At 61.6% G+C, this 21,349-nt stretch carries 16 protein-coding genes and 1 tRNA gene; 8 read left to right on the forward strand and 9 right to left on the reverse strand.

Annotated features, from left to right (window positions below):
* Positions 1 to 293 precede the first annotated feature (293 nt).
* The 4 genes from AB7828_RS05895 (at position 294) to AB7828_RS05910 (ending at position 2,234) form a co-directional block, all read left to right on the forward strand.
* A complete protein-coding gene (locus AB7828_RS05895) occupies positions 294 to 1,265 on the forward strand; it encodes a LysR family transcriptional regulator (protein WP_441229665.1) in 972 nt (323 codons plus the stop codon).
* Between the two features lie 175 nt (positions 1,266 to 1,440).
* The gene (locus AB7828_RS05900; RefSeq protein ID WP_068736432.1) at positions 1,441 to 1,620 is read left to right on the forward strand and encodes a hypothetical protein; all 180 of its coding nucleotides are present in this window, start codon (positions 1,441 to 1,443) and stop codon (positions 1,618 to 1,620) included.
* 85 nt (positions 1,621 to 1,705) lie between these two features.
* Positions 1,706 to 1,779 (forward strand) — tRNA-Cys (locus AB7828_RS05905).
* 131 nt (positions 1,780 to 1,910) lie between these two features.
* Positions 1,911 to 2,234 (forward strand): hypothetical protein, encoded by a 324-nt coding sequence (locus AB7828_RS05910; protein WP_441229666.1) that lies wholly within the window; start codon positions 1,911 to 1,913, stop codon positions 2,232 to 2,234.
* Between the two features lie 27 nt (positions 2,235 to 2,261).
* Here the strand turns inward: AB7828_RS05910 and AB7828_RS05915 are convergent, their stop codons facing one another.
* From AB7828_RS05915 to AB7828_RS05935, 5 genes are all read right to left on the reverse strand, one after another.
* Positions 2,262 to 2,996, reverse strand: a complete 735-nt coding sequence (locus tag AB7828_RS05915) for a tRNA-uridine aminocarboxypropyltransferase (RefSeq protein ID WP_089264291.1) — start codon at positions 2,994 to 2,996, stop codon at positions 2,262 to 2,264.
* Positions 2,997 to 3,053: 57 nt separating this feature from the next.
* Positions 3,054 to 6,131 (reverse strand): efflux RND transporter permease subunit, encoded by a 3,078-nt coding sequence (locus AB7828_RS05920; RefSeq protein ID WP_305801706.1) that lies wholly within the window; start codon positions 6,129 to 6,131, stop codon positions 3,054 to 3,056.
* Positions 6,132 to 6,163: 32 nt separating this feature from the next.
* Complete coding sequence (locus AB7828_RS05925) at positions 6,164 to 9,286, reverse strand: efflux RND transporter permease subunit (RefSeq protein WP_175368995.1); 3,123 nt, start codon at positions 9,284 to 9,286, stop codon at positions 6,164 to 6,166.
* Positions 9,287 to 9,348: 62 nt separating this feature from the next.
* Entirely contained in the window at positions 9,349 to 10,737 is a 1,389-nt protein-coding gene (locus tag AB7828_RS05930; RefSeq protein ID WP_184516709.1) for an efflux RND transporter periplasmic adaptor subunit, read from the reverse strand.
* Positions 10,727 to 12,163, reverse strand: a complete 1,437-nt coding sequence (locus AB7828_RS05935; protein ID WP_441229667.1) for an efflux transporter outer membrane subunit — start codon at positions 12,161 to 12,163, stop codon at positions 10,727 to 10,729. Before AB7828_RS05935 ends, AB7828_RS05930 begins: the two co-directional genes overlap by 11 nt.
* Before the next feature lie 377 nt (positions 12,164 to 12,540).
* Between AB7828_RS05935 and AB7828_RS05940 the strand changes: the two genes are divergently transcribed.
* From AB7828_RS05940 to AB7828_RS05950, 3 genes are all read left to right on the forward strand, one after another.
* Complete coding sequence (locus AB7828_RS05940) at positions 12,541 to 12,762, forward strand: hypothetical protein (protein ID WP_184516712.1); 222 nt, start codon at positions 12,541 to 12,543, stop codon at positions 12,760 to 12,762.
* A 128-nt stretch (positions 12,763 to 12,890) separates the two neighbouring features.
* The gene (locus AB7828_RS05945) at positions 12,891 to 14,120 is read left to right on the forward strand and encodes an SAM-dependent methyltransferase (protein ID WP_093758543.1); all 1,230 of its coding nucleotides are present in this window, start codon (positions 12,891 to 12,893) and stop codon (positions 14,118 to 14,120) included.
* Between the two features lie 125 nt (positions 14,121 to 14,245).
* Positions 14,246 to 15,286 (forward strand): cysteine synthase A, encoded by a 1,041-nt coding sequence (locus AB7828_RS05950; protein ID WP_309949045.1) that lies wholly within the window; start codon positions 14,246 to 14,248, stop codon positions 15,284 to 15,286.
* 9 nt (positions 15,287 to 15,295) lie between these two features.
* Here AB7828_RS05950 and AB7828_RS05955 read toward each other — a convergent pair whose 3' ends face one another.
* From AB7828_RS05955 to AB7828_RS05970, 4 genes are read right to left on the reverse strand one after another with little or no spacing between them, the layout of a single operon-like run.
* Positions 15,296 to 16,042 carry an amino acid ABC transporter ATP-binding protein gene (locus tag AB7828_RS05955; protein ID WP_120289657.1) on the reverse strand — a complete coding sequence of 249 codons (747 nt, stop codon included), beginning with the start codon at positions 16,040 to 16,042 and terminating at the stop codon, positions 15,296 to 15,298.
* Positions 16,043 to 16,048: 6 nt separating this feature from the next.
* Positions 16,049 to 17,569, reverse strand: coding sequence for an amino acid ABC transporter permease (locus AB7828_RS05960; protein WP_441229668.1), 1,521 nt, complete (start codon positions 17,567 to 17,569; stop codon positions 16,049 to 16,051).
* Entirely contained in the window at positions 17,566 to 18,777 is a 1,212-nt protein-coding gene (locus AB7828_RS05965) for an amino acid ABC transporter permease (RefSeq protein ID WP_441229669.1), read from the reverse strand. The genes AB7828_RS05960 and AB7828_RS05965 overlap by 4 nt, the downstream gene beginning before the upstream one ends.
* Positions 18,778 to 18,791: 14 nt before the next feature.
* Entirely contained in the window at positions 18,792 to 19,808 is a 1,017-nt protein-coding gene (locus tag AB7828_RS05970) for an amino acid ABC transporter substrate-binding protein (RefSeq protein ID WP_093758538.1), read from the reverse strand.
* Between the two features lie 337 nt (positions 19,809 to 20,145).
* On the opposite strand from AB7828_RS05970, the gene metC reads away from it, so the two are divergent.
* Entirely contained in the window at positions 20,146 to 21,342 is a 1,197-nt protein-coding gene (metC, locus tag AB7828_RS05975; RefSeq protein WP_441232199.1) for a cystathionine beta-lyase, read from the forward strand.
* Positions 21,343 to 21,349: the final 7 nt, after the last annotated feature.

The following is a 21,349-nucleotide window of genomic DNA, read 5'->3' on the forward strand; positions in this document are numbered from 1 at the left end:
GGGGGCTGGCCCCGGCGAAATTGAGTTTCTTGAACGGCATGCCGCCGCAACTCTCGGTGCCTGCGAGATCATCGCAAGAGCCTCATTCATGGTCACTCGCTGAACCCGAAATACCGGCAGCGCCGCGTCCGCAAAGCGAGAGAGACGGATCGTTCTTTGTTCCCGTCAGGCTAGGTTGCTTCGGATCGCACGGGGTATAGACAATCCTGCAAAGGGCCTTGCAGACTGGCTTTTCCACCGCGACAAGGCGTCCCAGTAGCGCGTGCTGGCACAGCTCTTGCTGTTAACTCTGCATGGAAAACTTCAAATCGCTCGATTGGGATGACCTCAAGGTCTTCATTCACGCGGCACGCGGCGGCAGCCTAGGCAGTGCGGCCAAGCGCCTCCGGGTCGATCAATCTACCATCAGCCGCCGCATCGCGCATCTGGAGAGCACGCTGGGGGTGGCGTTGTTCGAGCGATTGCCGTCCGGACTGAAGGTCAACGAGACCGGCGACCGCCTGCTCTGCCATGCCGAGCGGATCGAGAGCGCCGTGATCGCCATGCGGGAAGACGTGCAATGCGGCGGCAGCCGTATGGCTGGCCGGGTCCGCCTTGCCACGATGGAGGGCATCGCCTCGCTCTACCTCGCCTATCGCTTCGTCGAACTGCGCAAACTGCATCCCGACCTGACCGTCGAATTGCTGACATCACCACAAAGCGTCTCGGTGAACCGGCGCGAGGCCGATCTGTTTCTGAGCTTCTTCCGTCCGACCGGTCAGGGCATGGTCTCGGAGCGTATCGGCTGCTTCCAACTTGGGCTCTATGCGTCGCAAGAGTATCTCGACGCGCATGGCGTGCCGAAGAGCCCATCCGAACTCACAAAGCACAGCTTCGTCACCTATATCGACGACCAGATCCAGCTCGACTCCGTGCGCTGGCTCGATGACATCATCAAGAGCCCGCCGGTCTCGTTCCATTCCAACAGCATGTGCGCACAGATGAATGCTGCGGCCGGCGGTGTCGGGCTCGTGCTGCTGCCGAGTTTTGCGACTGCGCGTCGCCCCGACCTGATCCCGGTGCTGCACGACAAGCTGTCGACCACGCGCGAGCTGTGGATCAACGTCCATAACGATCTGCAATTCGTGCCGCGCATCCGCGCGGTATCGAGCTTCCTGAAGTCGACCTTCAAGGCGGATCCCCTGATGCAGGCCAGCACTAGGGGCCGGAAAATGCTGGATACGCTGCTGGAGACAGACACACCCGTTACAGCCCATACAGTTTAATGTTACCGTCGACGATGCGTGATCGGCGTTCGCGAGCCACGCTATTGATCCAGTGAGGTAAACGTCTCGGTAACCATGACGGGTCTCCCGTGTGGATCGGTACAACTTGAACGATCCATTCAACAGCCCAACAAAGGCTTTGCGTCAGATTGCTCCCAAGAGAGGGAGCTAAAAGATGAGCGAAGCCGAATTTGACTATCTGCTGGAGACGGTCCGGGCCGAAATCGAGGCCGATGTGCGGGACGATCTGCGCAGCCAGGAAATGTTCTTCGCCCCGATTCCGACCGCTGCGAACGACAATGACGGCCCCTGGCCGCTGATTCCGTTTCCGGATGGCTGGCAGGCCTCCTGCTGATCTTGTGTCGGTATGTCGGACCCCATGAAAGATTTCAGCCGGGCATTGCCTAAATGGCGAACGGTCTGTAACTAACCCGCTATGGGGCCATGTGGCGGAATGGTTACGCGCCGGTCTGCAAAACCGTTTATTCGGGTTCGATTCCCGACGTGGCCTCCATCAATCCAATCAATAACTTAGCCTGCCAGACCCGTGATCGGGGCGCGACTGCTATGAGTGGTGCGCTGCAACACTTCGCTTGGCAGGATTGGACTATTGATCGTAGCATCTTGCCAACCCTAGGGGGCACGATGAACATCCGGGTCTTGATCGCCACATTGCTGATGACCTCGCCAGGCTGGGCCCAGGCCAAACCGCCCGTTCCGGTTCGCACCGATCCCTGTGCGCCGATCGGCCGGACCGCCGACGGCCAGTTGGTCTATTCCATGAAGTGCGAGAAGCTGCCGGTTCCAGTGGTGCCGCCGCAGGCTGCAGCCCCGGCACCGCCTCCCGCACCCGTCGTGGAAGAAGCTCGCGGCGGACTGTTCCGCAATCCGTTTCCGTCGCTCGTCAGACCGTCATCATCGAGTGACGAGCGTGAAGCCGGCGTCGGTCCGCCGCCCAGCAGCCGATAGGCCGGGATCAATCAAAACCGAACGCGATCAGGCGTGCTTCTTACGCCGCCAGTCGCGCTTAGGTTTGGGCTTTGGCGCCAGTTCCGGCATGACGGTCTGGGCTTCGCGATATTTCGCCAGCATCCGCTCGAAGGCCTCGTTCAGTGTCGCTTCGATATCCGGTTTCCGTTCGAGGCTGGCGAGCAGCATCCCCGCGGCTTCGATGGTCGACAGGCCGTCCTTGCGCGGTTCGCGGCGCAGCTTGCCGTAGAGTGATGGTTTCGCCGGTCCGAGAATGACGCGCTGGCATTTCAGCATCCATGCGTTGCGCCACCACAACGCCTTGGCCTGGCTCCAGGTGCCGTCGAGCAGCACGATGCCCTGAATGTCCTTGAGCAGTGCGCGCTGGTTTTCCTCGGCCTGACCCTTGCGGTCGATGGCGAGGATATCCCGGTCGGTCTCGTAATCGGTGACCTTGGCCGAGCCAAGGTAGAGGATCGCCCAGCGGGCGGGATCGGCGACCGGCTTGCCCAGCGCCTTGGCGAGGCTCGGCCAGGACAGGCCGATCTTGACCGTGGCCTTCTTGAAATGAAGCGCCGCGACGCGGGCGGTGCCCAGCGCCCTGTCCTGCTCCTGCGGATGCTGCAGGATCAGGAGCTCGATCTTGTTGTCGATGGGCGTAATGCTGTCGCAGATGCACAGCGGCATCGGCTTGTGGCAATGCGGACATTCCGGGATCGCTTCAGCGACCTCAGCGGCTTGCAGATCTGATTTCTTGGACATTGCCCGCTATACGCCGCGCAGCCCGAGGCTTCAACCGCCGTGACGCCCGGATTTTTGCTATTCGGCAGGCGCAGGCAGCGGTGCCGGGCGGAAGCGGTTACGCAGCCGGTCGATCAGGAGATAGATCACCGGCGTGGTGTAAAGCGTCAGCACCTGCGAGACGAACAACCCGCCGATGATGGTGATGCCCAGCGGGCGGCGCAGCTCGGTGCCCGGCCCGGTCGCGATGACCAGCGGGATCGCCGCGAATACCGCCGCCAGCGAGGTCATCAGGATTGGGCGGAAGCGCACGGTGCAGGCCTCGAAGATCGCCTCGGCGGGCGACAGTCCGCGATGCCGCTCCGCCTCGATGGCGAAATCGACCATCATGATTCCGTTCTTCTTGACGATGCCGATGAGGAGAATGATCCCGACGAAGGCGATCACGGTCAGCGGCGTGTTGGTGATCTGCAACGCCAGCAATGCGCCGAGCCCCGCCGAGGGCAACGTCGAGATGATGGTCAAAGGATGCACGAGGCTCTCATAGAGCACCCCGAGCACGATATACATTGCGATGAGCGCGCCGAGGATCAGCAGCGGCTGCCGCCCCGTGGTCTTGCTGAAGTCACCGGCATTGCCATCGAATCCGCCCCGGATTCCTTCGGGCATATGCAGTTCGTCGACCGCGCGCTGGATGTTGCCGGTTACGGCATCGAGCTGCACGCCAGGCAGCGTGTTGAACGACACCGTCGTCGACGGGAATCCCTGCGAGTGGAACACCGCCAGCGCGGACAGTGTGCGCGACATGCGCACAACCGCCGACAGCGGCACCTGCGCCCCATTCAGGCCGGCGACATAGATGCGGTCGAGATCGGACGGATCGTTCTGGAATTTCGGATCGATTTCCAGCACCACCTTGTACTGGTTGCGCTGGGTGTAGATCGTCGAGATCTGCCGCTGCGAGAATGCGTTGTTCAAGGCGTTGTCGATGTCCTGCACCTTGACGCCGAGGCTTGATGCCATCTTGCGGTCGATGGTTAGCGTCAATTGTAATCCGCCGGGATCGCGGTCGCTCGACACATCGGTGATGCCCTCGACGCTCTCCAGCCGCTTGCCGACCAGCGGTGCCCATTTCTGCAGGAGATCGAGATTGGTCGAGGTCAGCGTGTATTGATAGTTGGAGTCGCTCTGGCGCCCGCCGGCACGCAGATCCTGGGCAGCAAACATGAAGAGACGGATACCGGGGACCGCGCTGAGCTTCGGACGCAACCGGTTGATGACGTCTTCGGTCGACGCTCCGTTGCGCTCCTCTGGTGGTTTCAAGGCGATAAACATGGTGCCCCGGTTGGCGCCGCCGCCGCCCGGCCCGCCAGTGCCGCCAAGCGACGAACCGATACTGGCCACGCCGGGATCGCTCAGCACCAGATCAGCCATATGCTGCTGCAATCCGAGCATCGCCTGAAACGAGACATCGGCCGATGCGCGCGTTGCACCGATCACGAAGCCACTGTCGTCGTTCGGAAAAAAACCTTTCGGCGTCTTGATGTAGAGTGTGACCGTCAGCGCGATGGTGGCGAAGAACACCAACAGCGTCAGGAGTGGAAAACCCAGAACCACATGCAGCGTGCGTTCATAGAACGCCACGACGCGTGACAGCGTGCCTTCGACGATACGGTCGAAACGGGTCTCGGTGCTCGACAGGCCGCTCTTGATATATTGCGCGCAGATCATCGGTGTCACCGTCAGTGACACCAGCGTCGAGACGACAATCGAGAATGTCAGCGTCAACGAGAATTCGCGCAGCAATCGGCCGACCAGACCATCCATGAAAATCAGCGGGATGAAGGCGGCGATCAGCGACAGGCTGATCGACAGCACCGTGAAGCCGATCTGCCTGGCGCCTGCGAGCGCCGCCTGCATCGGCGCCATACCCTCTTCGAGATTGCGGTACATGTTCTCGATCATGACGATGGCGTCATCGACCACAAAGCCGACAGAGATCGCCAGCGCCATCAGCGACAGGTTGTTGATCGAGAAGCCGGCCAGCCACATGCCGACGCAGGTGCCGGCCAGCGCCAGCGGCACCGAGACGCCGGCCGCGATGGTGGGGGTGCCACGACGCAGGAACAGGAACACCACGGCCATCACCAGTACGGCCGTGGCAAACAGCGTCCACTCCATGTCCTCGACCGAGGCGCGAATGGTACCGGTGCGGTCGGTCAGAACCGAAATCTCGATCCCGGCAGGAATCCATTGTTTCAGATCGGGGATCAGCGCTTTTACGCGATCGACGGTGTCGATGACATTGGCGTCGCCCTGTTTGGTGATCTGGATAAGCACCGCCGGCTGCTTGTTGAACCAGGCAACCGAGCGACTGTTGCGCGTCGCATCCTGAACATCGGCGACATCGGACAGCCGCAGATAATTGCCGTTCGAACTCTTGACGATGATCTCGCGAAACTCTTCCGCCGTACGCATCTGCGGATTCATCGAGATCGTCTCGCTCTGCCGCGATCCCTGGAAGATGCCGACTGGGCCAAGTGGATTCGCATTGACGATGGCGGTGCGCACGTCGTCGGTGGCAATCCCGGCATTCGACAGCGCGACCGGATTGAGCTGGATGCGCACCGCGGGCTGGTCGGCGCCACTGGCAGTGACTTCGCCGACCCCCGGCACCTGCGACAGCCGCTGTACGATCACGGTGTCGGCGACGTCGTAGATCGCGGACGCGGACATCGTTGGCGACGTCAAAGCGAGAATGAAGACAGGCGCGGCGGACGGGTTGGCCTTGCGGAACGTAGGCAGTGTCGGAAGATCGGTTGGCAGATCCGCCATGGACGCGTTGATTGCGGCCTGCACGTCACGCGCGGCGCGATCGACATCGCGGCCGATGGCGAATTGCAACTGAATACTGGTCGAGCCTAGCGAACTCGTCGAGGTGATCTGATCGAGGCCGGCGATGATGCCCAGACGTCGTTCCAGCGGCGCAGCAACGGTCGCCGCCATGATTGACGGATCGGCGCCGGGACGCGACGCCTGCACGCGGATCATCGGGAAATCGACATTGGGCGTCGCAGCGACCGGCAGGAAATGATAAGCGACGACGCCGAGAAGAAACAGTCCGATCGCCAGCAACGTGGTGCCGACCGGCCGCATGATGAATGGCGCTGAGATGGAGATGGAAGCCACTAGGGCGGCCCCCCTGCTCCCGCCGTTCCGGCTGCACCCGCAACGGGCGGCACACTCTTCTCGAACCGGCGGTTGATGCGATCCAGCGCCAGATAGATCACCGGCGTGGTGTAGAGCGTCAGGATCTGGCTGAGCAGCAGACCGCCGATGATCGAGACACCGAGCGGGAAGCGCAGCTCTGCGCCGGTGCCACTTTCGATCGCCAGCGGCAATGCGCCGAACAGCGCCGCCAGCGTCGTCATCATGATAGGCCTGAATCGCAGCAGGCAGGCTTCCACGATGGCGGCTTCGGGCGCCATGCCACGATTCCGCTCGGCATCCAGTGCGAAGTCGATCATCATGATCGCGTTCTTCTTGACGATGCCCATCAGGAGGATGATGCCGATCAGGCCGATCACCGACAGGTCCTGCCCGGTCAGCATCAGGGCCAGGATCGCACCGACACCGGCGGACGGCAGCGTCGAGAGAATGGTGATCGGATGAATGTAGCTCTCATAGAGCACACCGAGCACAATATAGATCGTCACCAGCGCCGCGAGGATCAGCCAGGGCTGCCCTGACAGCGACTTGGAGAATTCCGCAGCATCGCCGGAGAACATCCCGACAATGCTGGTCGGCATGCCGATCCGGGTCTCGATCTTCTTCACTTCGTCGACCGCATCGCCGAGCGCCTCGTTAGGCCCGAGGTTGAAGCTGAGCGAGATCGCGGGGAATTGCGCCTGATGCGAGATCGCCAGTGGCGCCGTGGTACGCGTCAATGTGGCTACGGCAGACAGCGGCACCTGCGCGCCTGCCGCACCGGGCAGATACAGTTTCGACAGCACATCGGGATCGCGCTGCTGCGACGGCAATGCTTCCAGCACAACGCGGTACTGATTGGCCTGACCGTAGATGGTCGAAATCTGGCGCTGCGCGAAGGCGTCATTCAGCGTGTCGGTGACGCCCTGTAGATTGACGCCGAGCTGACCGGCACGCTGCCGGTTGATGTCGAGCGAGGCTCGCAATCCACCGGTCTGGGCTTCCGAGGATACGTCTCGAAACATCGGATCGCGGCGCAATTCAGCAACCAGCTTCTGTGACCACTCGGTCACCTGGGCCGCATCAGTCCCGGTCAACGTATATTGATATTGCGAGCGACTACTCTGCGTACTGATCTGGATGTCCTGGACGGGCTGGAAATACACGGTCATGCCAGGGATCGCGGCGACGCGATCCTTGAGCCGCGCGATCACGGCGTTCATGTCGTCCTTGCGCTCGCCGCGCGGCTTCAGGGTCATCACCAGCCGGCCGACATTGGTGGTCGGATTGACCGAGCCGCCGCCGATCACAGAGATGATGCCGGTAACATCCGGATCGCTCTGGATTGCTGCGGCTGCCGCGCCCTGCCGGCTCTGCATTTCCGTGAAGGACACGTCGGCGCCGGCTTCTGTCACCGCAGTAATCGAGGCCGTGTCCTGCAGCGGCAGGAAGCCCTTGGGGGCGATGACATAGAGACCCAGCGTTGCGACGATGGTCAGGAACGTGACGACCAGCGTCGCCGGCTGATGCTGCAGCACCCACAGCAGCGTGCGATGATAAAACGCCACCATCCGGTCGATACCGCGGCTGACGGCGCCGAGACCGGGCACCTGCCATTCATCCTTGGTGTGCTTCAAAAGCCGCGAGCACATCATCGGCGTCAACGTCAGCGAGACCACGGCGGACATCACCACGGCAATGGTCAGCGTCATCGCGAATTCGCGGAACATGCGGCCAACGAGGCCGGACATGAATAGCAGCGGGATGAAGACAGCGATCAGCGACACCGTCAGCGAGATCACCGTGAAGCCGATTTCCTTCGCGCCCGCCAGCGCCGCTTCCATCGGGCTTTCGCCCTCTTCCATGTGGCGGACGATGTTCTCGATCATCACGATGGCGTCGTCGACGACAAAGCCGGTGCCGATGGTCAGCGCCATCAGGCTGAGATTGTCGAGACTGAAGCCGGCGAAATACATCACGCCGAAGGAGGTGATCAGCGACAGCGGCAGCGCCACGCCGGCAATCAGCGTTGCACGCAGCGACCGGAGGAACAGCAGCACCACCAGCGTCACCAAGATGACGGACAGGACCAGCGTGAATTGCACGTCATGCACGGAGGCGCGGATCGTCACAGTGCGATCGCTGACAATGGTTAGCTTGACGCCGGCGGGCATGGACCGCTGAACCTTCGGAATTTCCTCGCGGATCTGGCGAACGACCTCGATAACATTGGCGCCGGGCTGGCGCTGGATCTCGATGATCACCGCTGGCGTGCCTTGATACCAACCGCCAGTACGGTCGTTTTCCAGCCCGTCGACGATCTGCGCAATGTCGCCGATGGTGACAGGGGATCCGTTGCGATAAGCGATAATGATCGGCCGATACTGATCCGCCGCCGCGATCTGGTCGTTCGCTGCGATGGTGTAAGCTTGCTGCGCTCCGTCGAGCGAGCCCTTGGGACCCGACACATTGGCGCCGGCGATCGCTGCGCGCAGATCTTCCATCGCGATGCCGTAGGCAGCGAGCCGCGCCAGATCCGCCTGCACCCGCACCGCTGGCTTCAAGCCGCCAAGCACGGCAACCTTGCCGACACCCGAAATCTGGCTGAGCCGCTGCGCCAGCAATGTATCGGACAGGTCGCTCATCGATCGCAGCGAGATGGTGTCCGAGGTCAGCGCCAATGTCATCACCGGCGCGTCGGCCGGATTGACCTTCGCGTAGACCGGCGGGTATGGCAGGTTCTTCGGCAGCACACCGGCGGCGGCATTAATCGCCGCCTGCACGTCCTGGGTCGCGCCATCGATATCGCGGTTGAGATCGAATTGCAGTGATATCTGGCTGACGCCGAACGAGCTCGTCGAGGTCATCGATGACAGCGACGGAATCTGTCCGAGCTGACGCTCCAGAGGCGCGGTGATCAGCGACGCTGTCACTTCGGGGCTCGCGCCCGGCAATTGCGTCGAGACCTGCACGGTCGGGAAATCGACCTGCGGCAGCGCCGACACCGGAAGCCCGAAATAGCCAAGCGCGCCACCGATCAACAACGCGATGCCAAGCAACGACGTCGCGATGGGCCGGCGGATGAAGGGTTCCGAGACGCTCATGACTGTGCGCTCTTTGGTATAGAAGTCATCAACTCAGGCGATCGATCGTGCGAACATCATGGCTACTTCGCTCCCGATGGCGCAGCGCTCGGGCTGGCTGGAGGCGGCGTCTGGCCAATCGGTGCCTGCGGATTGCCTTGGCCACCCGCACCACCTGAATTCTGGCCGCGCTTGCCACGACGCTCGCCAGCATCATTGCCCTTGCCCCCGCCACGCTTACGTGGTGCCAAGTCGGCGGTCGGCTCCTGATCGTTGGTGCCGACAGACACCTTCGATCCTTCTGCGAGATTGGCAAAGCCCGTGGTGACAACACGCTCGGTCGCCGACAGGCCCTTGGCGATGACGGCCGTGGTCTCGTTCTGCTGCGTTACGGTGACCGGCACCGCCTTGACGATGTCGCCCTCCTCGATCACGTAACTGAACGTACCGGCGGGACCGCGTTGTACGGCCGAGGTCGGCACCACCATCGCATCCTTCAGGGTCTCGACCTTCAGCCGCACATTGACGAACTGACCGGGCCAGAGCTGATAATTCGGGTTCGGGAATTCGGCCTTCAGCTTCACTGTGCCGGTGGTTGTATCGACCTGATTGTCGATGCCGGTGAGCGTACCGGTGTCGATGACGGTCACGCCGTCATTGCCGAACACATCGACCATCAGCGTGCCCTTGGCAGCAGCGGCGTTGGCGCGAACGATTTGCTGCTGCGGCAGGCTGAACAGTACTGCGATAGGCTGCAGTTGCGTGATCACCACGAGGCCCGTGGTATCGGACGCGTGGATGATGTTGCCCTGATCGACCTGACGCAGGCCGGCCCGGCCAGAGAGCGGCGCGATGATCTTGGTGTAGCTCAGCGTTGCGGCGGCATTGTCGATGGCAGCCTGATCGGCATTCACCAGAGCCTCCTGCTGGGCAACGAGAGACTTCTGGGTGTCGGCCTGCTGCTTGGAGCCGGCGTTTGACGTTGCGAGCTGCTGGTAGCGGATCAGGTCGAGCCGCGCATTGGCAAGCGTCGCCTCGTCCTGCGCCTTCTTCGCAACAGCCTGATCGTACAGTGCCTTGTAGAGCACCGGGTCAATCTCGCCGAGCACATCGCCAGCCTTGACGTCCTGACCTTCCTTGAAATTGACCTTGATCAGTTTGCCGTCGACCTGCGCGCGCACGGTGACGTTGTTCAAGGCCTTCACCGAGCCGACGCCATCGAGATAGACCGGCACGTCCTGGATCTTCGGCATCGCCGCAAGCACCGGCACCGTCATCATGTCCGGCCGGAAACCGCCGCGGTTGGCGGTCTGACGCTGCTGGAAGGCGTTCCAGCCGATATAGCCGAGCCCGCCGAGGATCAGCAGCGTCACGGCGATCGACACAGTACGGCGGCGCGCCTTGCCGGCGACCTTGGCGACACCATCGCCCGTCGCTTTCGCGGCCTCTTTCAACTCCGGCTTAAAGAGCATTGACCGGTCTTTCCATTTTCGGCTCCCAGCCGCCCCCCAGCGCCTGATAGAGGCTGATGATCGCCTGCAGTCGCGCCAGTTGCGCCTGCGACAGGACATCTTCCGCCTGGAACAGCGTCAGCTGGGTGTTTAGCACAGTTACGATGTCAGCGGTTCCGGCGCGCAATTGCTGCTCGGACAGCTCGAAGGCCCGCCGGGACGCCCGGACCACCTCACGCTGCAGCCGCAGCCGCTCGGTGGTCTGGCGAATCGCGACCAGCGCGTTGTCCACGTCGGCAAAGGACTGCACGACCGTCTTGCGATAGGTCTGCAGGAGCTCGTCCTGCCGTGCCTGGGTCAGCTCGAAATTGCCCTGGATGCGCCCGCCATCGAAGATCGGCTGTGTCAGGCCGCCGACGAGGCTGAAGAAGGCGGCATTGGGTTGGAACAGCGAGGCCAGCGCTGCGCTCTGATAACCGCCCGAGCCGGTCAACTGGATACTCGGAAAGAACTGCGCCCGGGCGCTGCCGACATTGGCCGTGGCCGAGGCCAATTGCGCCTCCTGCCGGCGGATATCCGGCCGCTGGGTTAACAGCTCTGACGGCAGGCCGGGCGTGACGCGCGGGGCTGCGATATTGTTCAGCGACCCGCCGGCCACGAGCACGCTTTCAGGGGGGCGGGACACTAGCGTCGCGAGCGCATTGACGTTCTGCGCCAGCGTGGTCCGCAGCGGCGGCACCGCAGCGCGCTGATTGGCCAGCACGCTTTCCTGCTGCGCGACATCGAGATCGGTGCCGGTGCCGGCACTGAAGCGCTGTTTGATCGCATCAAGGATACGCTGCGCGCTGGCGATGTTGCGCTCCGCTGTGCGAATGCGGTCCTGCGAGGTCAGCACCTGGAAATAGGCATTGGCGACAGCCGCCATAGTGGTTAGCGCCACCACGTCGCGGTCAAAGCGATTGGCCGTCGAGGTTTCTTCCGCAGCCAGCGCCGCGTCGCGGTTCTTGCCCCAGAAGTCGATCTCATAGCTGGCCGAGAGCGAGGCAGAATAGGTCACCACCTCGCGGCCGCCATTGGTTAGGCCGCTAGAGCTTGAGCCCGAGGTCCGCGAATAGGTCTCCTGCCCGCCGCCGCTCACGCTGGGCAGCAGCGCTGCGCCGGTGATTCGTGCCTGCGCATCGGCCTGCATGATTCGCGATGTTGCCGCAGCGATATCGAGGTTGACCGTCTGGGCCTCCTCCATCAGCTGCGTCAGTTCCCTGGAGCGAAAGCCGCGCCACCAGTCCAGTGTCGGCGTGGCGCCGTTCGGATTGGCCAGCCGTGCCGCCTTATAGCCCTCGGGAATATCGAGGGCCGGATCAGGCAGATCCTTGGTCAAAATGCAGCCTGCCGAACTGGCAGCAACGGCAAAGGCGACGACCGAACGCCCAATCTTTTTCGCGAACACGAGATTCACCGCACGAACATCCGGACAAGGCTCCGCCGCGCGCGCTTTGCGCCGAGATTCGGGGCGTTGGAGTATGCAGCCTGAGACACGTTCACCGGGTGATGCTGGTCAATGAAGCGAGCCCGCATTCTAGCGGCTCAATCATCCTGCGGACAGTGTTCTTACGTATCGCAACGTGCAAGCGACACGAATGCTAGATGCCCGCAAATGAGTGGATTTGCACAGATTCTCCCGATTTTGTGGGGTTTTTTGGTCCCTCACAGAAGCGCCGGCAGGTCAGGCTTACGAAGATTTCATGTGTTCATTTGTTGCTGACATCCGGATTGCGTTCACCTGCGCCGTCGGCGCCATTTTGAAAACCGCTGGGGATGCCAACCGTGACCTGGATGAACCGTTTGCAGGGCATTGCCGACGATGACGCCAGGGCGCTCGCGGCGCGAAAGCGCCTCGACCAGATTCAGGGCGAGCACCGCACCAGGTTCTGCGACGCATGGACTGGTTATTGGATCAAGGGTGCATACGCCTGGTGTCGCGTGAAGCAAGCCATGCGAGAAATACCGGCTTGGCGAGCAAACAAAGCCGCGCTTATACTCCCGTAAAATCGCCCGCGCGTTGATCGGATTTTGCAACGCACAAGGGCGGTCCTGTCCGACAAAAGAACGGCGGCCACATCTATCCATGCGACTTGAATGCGAACACAGAACCACGAACTCCCCTGGATCTGCGCATGTCTGACTTGATCGTTCTCACTCCGGAAAATGTCGACAAGGCGCTGCCCGATCTGCCGCGCATCGTCCGGCTGGCATTGGGCTTCGGCTCACGTCTGCGCCGCGGTACACTTGATGTGACACTCCCCGATGGCCGGCGTGTCCGCCTCGGCGGCATGGAACCTGGTCCCGCCGCAGAGATGACGATCACCAGCTATGCGTTCGCGTCGCGTCTTGTGAATGGCGGCGATATCGGCATCGCGGAAGCCTATCTACACCGCGAATGGGACACGCCGGATCTCACGCAATTCCTTTATCTGTTCTGCGTCAATCACGATCTCATTCAGGTGATGCTCGGCAACAATCCGCTGATGCGCTTCGTGCAGATCGTTCGTCACTGGTTCAATCGCAACACCAAGCGGCAAGCTCGCAAGAACATCTACGCGCACTACGACATCGGCAACGCGTTCTATTCTGCGTGGCTCGATCCGAGCATGACCTATTCGTCCGCGATTTTCGAAGACGGTACGCAGGATCTCACGGCCGCGCAAAACAACAAATATCGCCGGCTTGCAGAAGCAATCGATCTGAAGCCCGGCCAGAAGGTGTTGGAGATCGGCTGCGGCTGGGGTGGCTTTGCCGAATATGCCGCGAAAAACTACGGCGCGCATGTCACCGGTCTCACCATCTCGACCGAGCAGCGCGATTTCGCACGTAAGCGGATGCAGGACGCGGGCCTTGGCGACAAGGTCGAGATCAAGTTTCAGGACTATCGCGACGAACGTGGACAGTATGACCGCATCGCTTCGATCGAGATGATCGAGGCCGTCGGCGAACAGTTCTGGCCGCAGTATTTCTCACAATTGCGCGACCGGCTGCTGCCCGGCGGATTGATCGGTATCCAGGCCATCACGATCCAAGACAAGTTCTTCCAGACCTATCGGCGCGAGGTCGACTTCATTCAGCGCTACGTCTTTCCCGGCGGCATGCTGCCGTCGCCGGAAATCCTGAAATCCCTCGGGGCCAGATACGGCGTTCCTGTCATCAAGGAACGCATATTCGGACTGGATTATGCCAAGACGCTGGCGACCTGGAGAGATAGTTTCCGCGCGGCCTGGCCAAGCCTGACGCCGCTCGGTTTCGACGACCGGTTCCGGCGGCTCTGGGAATACTACCTGGCCTATTGCGAGGCCGGTTTCCTGTCGGGGAATATCGACGTTCGCCAGGTCGTATTCGCAAAAGCCCCATAGTCCGCGCTCTGGACTTTCCGCACTGCGGCACCAGATCTTGAGGCCAGACCCTTCCCTTGTCTGGCCCGGCGGCCTCCACTAGGGTCGCCGCGAGATCGACAACCCGAGCGAAGAATTTCAGCACCATGACCTTCAACAAAGACGTCGTCGAGGCGATCGGCAACACGCCTCTGATCAAGCTGAAGCGCGCATCCGAACTGACCGGCTGCACCATTCTCGGCAAGGCCGAATTCATGAATCCCGGCCAGTCGGTGAAGGACCGCGCGGGCAAATGGATGATCCTTGAAGCCGAGAAGCGCGGCGATCTGAAGCCCGGCGGTCTCATTGTCGAGTCGACTGCGGGCAATACCGGTATCGGTCTCGCCGTGGTGGCGAGCGCGCGCGGCTATCGCACGCTGATCGTGATCCCGGAGACGCAGAGCCAGGAAAAGAAAGATATGCTGCGGCTCAACGGCGCCGAGCTGATCGAAGTGCCCGCGCTGCCGTTCGCCAATCCGAACAACTATCAACATGTCGGACGACGGCTCGCAGATCAGCTGCGCAAGACCGAACCGAACGGCGTTCTGTTTGCCGACCAGTGGAACAATCTCGACAATGCCAAAGCCCATTATGAATCGACGGGCCCCGAGATCTGGGAGCAGACTGCCGGCAAGGTGGACGGCTTCATTTCGGCAGTCGGTACCGGCGGCACGCTAGCCGGCACGACCCGCTACCTGAAGGAAAAGAACAACAACATTGTTACGGCCTGCGCCGATCCAAATGGCTTTGCGATGTATAACTGGTTCAAGCATGGCGAAGCCAAGTCCACGCCCGGCGATTCCATCACGGAAGGCATCGGGATTGGCCGCGTGACGCCGGTCATCGAGACCGCGAAGGTCGATACCGCCTTCTTGATCCCTGACGAGGAAGCCGTCGCCGTCATCTACGACCTGCTCCAGCACGAAGGCCTCTGTCTCGGCGGCTCGACCGGAATTAACATCGCCGGCGCGATCCGTCTCGCGAAGGACTTGGGCCCAGGCAAGACCATCGTCACCCTTCTCTGCGACTCCGGCGGCCGCTATCAGTCGAAGCTGTTCAATCCCGACTTCATGCGCAGCAAGAACCTGCCGGTGCCGGCATGGCTGGAGACGAAGAACAATATCTCGGTGCCGTTCGAGAAAGTCTGAGGCAAAGCCTCAGCGGAGAATCTGGCTCAGAAACAGCTTCGTCCGCGCATGCTGCGGATTGGCGAAGAACTTGTCCGGTGTATTCGCCTCGATGATTTGCCCGGCATCCATGAATACGACGCGGCTGGCGACTTCCCTGGCAAAGCCCATCTCGTGCGTGACCACAAGCATGGTCATGCCCTCGCCGGCAAGATCGACCATGGTGTCGAGCACTTCCTTGACCATTTCCGGGTCCAGCGCCGATGTCGGCTCGTCGAACAGCATCACCTTCGGCGTCATCGTCAGCGCCCGGGCGATCGCCACACGCTGCTGCTGGCCGCCGGAGAGCTGACCGGGATAGGCATTGGCCTTGTCTGGAATGCGCACCCGCTCCAGATACTTCATCGCCGCAGCATCGGCGTCCTTCTTCGGCATATGCCGTACCCAGATCGGCGCCAACGTGCAGTTCTCAAGCACCGTCAGATGCGGAAACAGGTTGAAGCTCTGGAACACCATCCCGACATCACGCCTGATATCGTCGACGCGGCGCAGGTTGGGACCGAGTTCGATGCCGTCGACCGTGATGCGGCCTTCCTGAAACTCCTCCAGCGCATTGATGCAGCGGATCAGCGTCGATTTGCCCGAGCCCGACGGCCCGCAGATCACGATGCGCTCGCTGCGGCCGACCGCAAGATCGATGTCGCGCAGCACGTGGAAATCGCCGAACCATTTGTTGAGGCCGGCAACCGAGACGATGGGATTCACGGATACGGACATGTCACCTCAACTCCGTCGATGCACATTGAGCCGGTGCTCCACGAATAGCGAATAGCGCGAGATGCCGAAGCACATCACGAAATACATGATGCCGGTAAAGGCAAAACCGGTGAACAAGGTCGTCGGCGTCGACCAGTTCGGATCTGCGAACGCCGCGCGGAGTTGGCCGAGCAAATCGAACAGCGCCACGATCGACACCAGTGACGTATCCTTCAAAAGCGCGATGAAGCTATTGACGAGGCCGGGAATAACATGGCGCAGCGCCTGCGGCATCACCACCAGACGCGTGGTCTTCCACCAGGACAGGCCTAGCGCACTTGCCGCCTCCGCCTGACCGCGCGGGATCGCCTGCAACCCGCCGCGGATCACCTCGGCATTATAGGCACCAGCGAATAGCGCTATGCCGATCAGCGCGCGCACCAGCCCATCAACAGTGAAATTGCCCGGCAGGAACAGCGGCAGCATATAGGTCGCAAAGAACAATACGGTGATCAGCGGCACGCCGCGCCAGAATTCGATGAAGGCAATCGAGAACAGCCGGATCAACGGAATGGTCGAGCGTCGGCCAAGTGCCAGCGCGATGCCAACCGGCATCGACGTGACGATGCCTGTGATCGACACCACCAGCGTCACCAGCAATCCGCCCCAGAGCCGCGTATCGACGATCGGCAATCCGCCACGATCAAGCCGCAGCAGGGCGATGACGACGGCGATGCCAGCGAAGACGGAGATACTGTTGGCCAGCGCACGCCAGCCGCTGCGGAAGTGGCCGTTCAACAAGAACATAAGCAGCGAGACAATGATGGCGGTTGTCGTCAGTTCGAACCAGACAGGTTTGCCATGATTGACGCCTTCGTTGCGTAACCACTCAAACGGCAGCGCGACGAGTTGCAGGCCGTCGCCGAATGCTACGACGCCGTCGCCTATCAGCGTAAGCGGATAACCGATGACAGCAATATCGGACAGAAGGCCGATGCCCCTGAGCCGGCGACCGACATCCGTGATGTGGACCGCGACGGTCGACAGAAAATCCGTGGCCCAATTGATTCCGAAGCCATTGATGCCACCGCCATACAGCAGGAAGAACGCCACGACAGGGAAGGCAAGGAAGAACAGTCCGGCATTCACGCTCTTCGCGGGCAGACGCGGGATCAGCAGCGGCAACAGCAATAGCGCGCCCAGCAGGAAAGTGAGATTGACGCGCCAGCGTTCCGACTCAGGATAAAAGCCGTAGATAAACTGCGTGAACTTGGCCTGCACGAACGGCCAGCAGGCGCCAACGGCGTGGCCAACGTTTTCCGGCAGGCACGCTGTGCGGTCTTGCCCCTGCCAGACGGCGTCGATCAGCAGGAATTTGACCGTGGGGGCAATGGTGAACCACAGCAGCAACAGGCTGATGACAGTCAGCAGAATATTGGTCGGTGAATTCAGCAGCCGTGTCTGCACAAAGCCGACGAAACCCGTGCTGCGCACCGGAGCGGCGCGCTCTGCAACCAGTTCTCTTGCAACGAAGCTGGTATCGCTCATGCGCCCATGCTCCGCGAGATCCGCCAGCCATAGACGCTCATGAGCGCGCTCGTGACCAGCGAGATCACGAGATAGACCGCCATGGTGATGGCGATGATCTCGATGGCCTGCCCGGTCTGGCTCATGGTCGTCCCGGCAAAGACCGAGACCAGATCGGGATAGCCGATGGCAACAGCCAGCGACGAATTCTTGGTGAGGTTGAGATACTGGTTGGTCAGCGGTGGCAGGATCACGCGCATCGCCTGCGGCACCACGATCAGTCGGAGCGTTGCACCCCGGCTAAGTCCAAGCGATGCGCCCGCTTCGGCCTGTCCCTTATGCACCGACTGGACGCCCGCGCGCACGATCTCGGCGATGAAGGCGGCGGTGTAGGTCGAGAGCGCTAGTGTCAGCGCGACGAATTCCGGCAGCACACGCAGGCCGCCCGAAAAATTAAAACCTCTCAATACCGGATACTCGAATGTCACGGGCTTGCCGAGCACGAGCACCGTCAGCAACGGCAAACCGATCAGCAAGCCCAAGGTGATCGGCCAGACGGCTATTACACGCCCCTTGGCGAAGAGCTGCTGTCGCGCATAAACGCGCAACACCAGCGCGGCGATGATCGCAACGATCACAGCGACCGCGAACGCCGTGAAAGCCTCCGTCCCGATCGGCTTCGGCAATCCAAAGCCGCGATTGCTGAGAAAAAAACTGTCCAGCAACGAGATGCTCTGCCGCGGCTGCGGCAGTGTCGCGAGCACGGCGAGATACCAGAACAGGATCTGGAACAGCAGCGGCAGGTTACGGATCAGTTCAACATAGCTGCCTGCGATCCGCGCCAGCAGCCAGTTCGGCGACATCCGGCCGAGCCCGACGATGAAGCCGATGATGGTCGCAAAGAATATGCCAATCAGCGACACGACCAGCGTGTTCACGAGGCCGACAAAGAACACCTGCAGATAGGTGTCGGACTCCGAATACGGGATCAGCGCCTGACTGACCGCAAAGCCCGCAGTGTTTGACAGGAATCCGAAGCCGGATGCGATCTTCTGCGCGGCCAGATTGCTGCGTGCATTCTCGACGATCTCATAGCCGATCCAGACCAGCGCCGCGACAAACACGATCTGGAGCACAAAGCCGCTCCAGCCCGCCTGCCCGCCCAGCGCGCGCCGCAATTTTGCAGCGAGTTGCAGCGGCGGTTTTCTGGCTTCGGTCGATGTCGCCACAGGCGATGATGCGCTCAGCGGATCGGCGGCGCGTATTGGATGCCGCCCTTGTTCCAGAGCTGGTTCAGTCCGCGCGAGATCCCGAGCTTGGAGCCTGCGCCGACATTACGGTCGAATACCTCGCCGTAATTGCCGGTCGCCTTGATGATGCGCGCGAACCAGTCCTTGGTGAGGCCCAGCGTTTCGCCGAGATTGCCGTCGGTGCCAAAGATACGCTTCAGCTCCGGCTTGTCGGATTTCGCCTGGTCGTCGACGTTCTTCTGGGTAATCCCGAGCTCTTCGGCATTGACCATCGCGAACAGCGTCCAGCGCACCACATCGAGCCACTGATCGTCGCCATGACGCACCAATGGGCCAAGCGGCTCCTTGGAAATCACCTCAGGGAGCACGGCATGATCTGCAGGCACTGTGAGCTTCAGGCGTTCTGCATAAAGTTGCGAGAGATCAGCCGTGAACACGTCGCAACGGCCGGATTCATAGGCCTTGATGGTCTCGTCTGCAGTCGAGAACGCGATGACTTCATACTTCATGTTGTTGCCCTTGAAGTAGTCGGCAACATTCTGCTCGTTGGTGGTGCCGGTCTGCAGGCAGATCGAGGCGCTGTTGAGTTCGAGCGCCGAGTTCACCTTGAGCGCCTTGCGAACCAGGAAGCCCTGGCCGTCATAGTAGTTGATGCCGGCGAAGTTCACGCCAAGCGACGTATCGCGCGACAGCGTCCAGGTCGTATTGCGCGACAGCACGTCGATCTCGCCGGACTGCAAGGCAGTAAAGCGATCCTTCGCCGAGAGCGGCACATATTTCACCTTGGTGGCATCATTGAAGATCGCCGCCGCAATGCCGCGGCACAGGTCGACGTCGAAGCCCACCCAGTTGCCCTTGTCATCCGGCGCCGAGAAACCCGGCAGGCCCTGGGTGACGCCGCAGGACAGCATGCCGCGGTCCTTCACGGTCTTGAGCGTCTGCGCAGATGCGCCTTGCGCGGTCAGACTGGCGGCAAGAGCGAGAGAGAACATCAAGGTTGCGCGTTTCATGTAAGGCCTCTTTGGGGACGTCAGGACGCTCGGTCGACGCAAAGAATTGAATGACGAGCCTACGGATCAGTTCCATAGCCGTGAATGGGCCGACCGGAAAGGCGAACGACAGCAGAGACGATCTAAAAAGACCGTACGAATCAGCAGGAAATCGCAGATTTCGCGGCAGGCCCCTCAACGTGCCGCGGGGGGATCGCGAGGTCCGCAACAGAGAACGATCAGCCAGCCGGGTCAAGGGGTTGACGGCCATCCGCCGTGTCCTCTTAGTGACGGAACCAGCCATTCGGCAACCCAGATGCCAATGGCCTTGCAACACCTGCAGACCGGCGGCCCCATTATGACAGCTTCGAACGATAATCACGGCACCACCTCGCTCGACACGGACACCGTGATCGTCACCGCCGGCCGCGACACCAAATCGCAGCGGGGCTTCGTCAATCCACCGGTCGTGCGCGGCTCCACGGTGCTGTATCCGACCGCCGACGACCTCCACGCGCATCGCGGCGAGTTTCAGTATGGCCGCCACGGCACGCCGACCACCAGGGCTTTGCAGGAAGCGCTGATGGCACTGGAAGGCCCGAAATGTGCCGGCGTGGGGCTCGTGCCATCGGGCCTCGCCGCGATCTCGACCGCCCTGCTCTCGGTGCTCAAGGCCGGCGATCATCTCCTCGTTAGCGACAGCGCCTATCGGCCGACACGCAATTTCTGCAACGGCATGCTGGCACGCTACGGCATCGAGACCACCTATTTCGATCCGCTGATCGGCGCCGGCATTGAAGCGCTGTTCAAATCGAATACCCGCGCCGTCCTGGTCGAAGCGCCGGGCTCACAATCCTTCGAAATGCCGGATGTGCCTCTCATTGCCGGCATTGCGCATGCGCGCGGCGCGCTGGTGCTCGACGACAACACCTGGGCCACGCCGCTCTATCATCGCTCGCTCGAACAGGGCGTCGATATCAGTATCCAGGCGGCGACCAAATATATCGGCGGCCACTCGGACATCATGTTCGGCACCATCTCCGCCAATGACGCAGCCTGGCCGCTGATCAGCGAAGGCATCAGGCTGCTCGGGACATGCGCCGGCCCGGACGACGTCTTCCTCGCGCTGCGCGGGCTACGCACAATGTCCGTCCGGCTCGCGCATCATCAGCGCTCGGCGCTGGAGATGGCCCGGTGGCTGGAGACCCGCCCCGAAGTGCTGAAGGTGCTGCATCCCGCTTTGCCCAGCCATCCCGGCCACGCCATCTGGAAGCGCGACTTTACAGGCGCATCCGGCCTGTTCAGCATCATCCTGAAGCCGTCTTCGCAAAAAGCCGTCGATGCCCTGCTCGATACCGTCAAGCTGTTCGGCATGGGCTACTCCTGGGGTGGCTTCGAGAGTCTCGTCATCCCGTTCGACTGCTCGGATTATCGGAGCGCGACGACATGGGCACCCGGCGGTCCGGCCCTGCGGTTTCATATCGGGCTGGAAAGTGTCGATGATCTGAAGGCCGATCTGGAGCGAGGCCTGGCGGCGTTCAATGCGGCGCTTTGATCGGTGA

The organism is Tardiphaga sp. 215_C5_N2_1, from assembly GCF_052076055.1.
GTDB classification, from domain to species: domain Bacteria; phylum Pseudomonadota; class Alphaproteobacteria; order Rhizobiales; family Xanthobacteraceae; genus Tardiphaga; species Tardiphaga robiniae.

Excerpts from the sequence above, each read along its gene's own strand:
- AB7828_RS05915 (WP_089264291.1), bottom strand. The coding sequence starts at position 2,996 with ATGTCCAAGAAATCAGATCTGCAAGCCGCTGAGGTCGCTGAAGCGATC.
- metC (WP_441232199.1), top strand. The coding sequence starts at position 20,146 with ATGACAGCTTCGAACGATAATCACGGCACCACCTCGCTCGACACGGAC.
- AB7828_RS05955 (WP_120289657.1), bottom strand. The coding sequence starts at position 16,042 with ATGTCCGTATCCGTGAATCCCATCGTCTCGGTTGCCGGCCTCAACAAA.
- AB7828_RS05895 (WP_441229665.1), top strand. The coding sequence starts at position 294 with ATGGAAAACTTCAAATCGCTCGATTGGGATGACCTCAAGGTCTTCATT.
- AB7828_RS05970 (WP_093758538.1), bottom strand. The coding sequence starts at position 19,808 with ATGAAACGCGCAACCTTGATGTTCTCTCTCGCTCTTGCCGCCAGTCTG.
- AB7828_RS05900 (WP_068736432.1), top strand. The coding sequence starts at position 1,441 with ATGAGCGAAGCCGAATTTGACTATCTGCTGGAGACGGTCCGGGCCGAA.
- AB7828_RS05960 (WP_441229668.1), bottom strand. The coding sequence starts at position 17,569 with ATGAGCGATACCAGCTTCGTTGCAAGAGAACTGGTTGCAGAGCGCGCC.
- AB7828_RS05920 (WP_305801706.1), bottom strand. The coding sequence starts at position 6,131 with ATGCGGCCGGTCGGCACCACGTTGCTGGCGATCGGACTGTTTCTTCTC.
- AB7828_RS05910 (WP_441229666.1), top strand. The coding sequence starts at position 1,911 with ATGAACATCCGGGTCTTGATCGCCACATTGCTGATGACCTCGCCAGGC.
- AB7828_RS05930 (WP_184516709.1), bottom strand. The coding sequence starts at position 10,737 with ATGCTCTTTAAGCCGGAGTTGAAAGAGGCCGCGAAAGCGACGGGCGAT.
- AB7828_RS05945 (WP_093758543.1), top strand. The coding sequence starts at position 12,891 with ATGTCTGACTTGATCGTTCTCACTCCGGAAAATGTCGACAAGGCGCTG.
- AB7828_RS05925 (WP_175368995.1), bottom strand. The coding sequence starts at position 9,286 with ATGAGCGTCTCGGAACCCTTCATCCGCCGGCCCATCGCGACGTCGTTG.
- AB7828_RS05950 (WP_309949045.1), top strand. The coding sequence starts at position 14,246 with ATGACCTTCAACAAAGACGTCGTCGAGGCGATCGGCAACACGCCTCTG.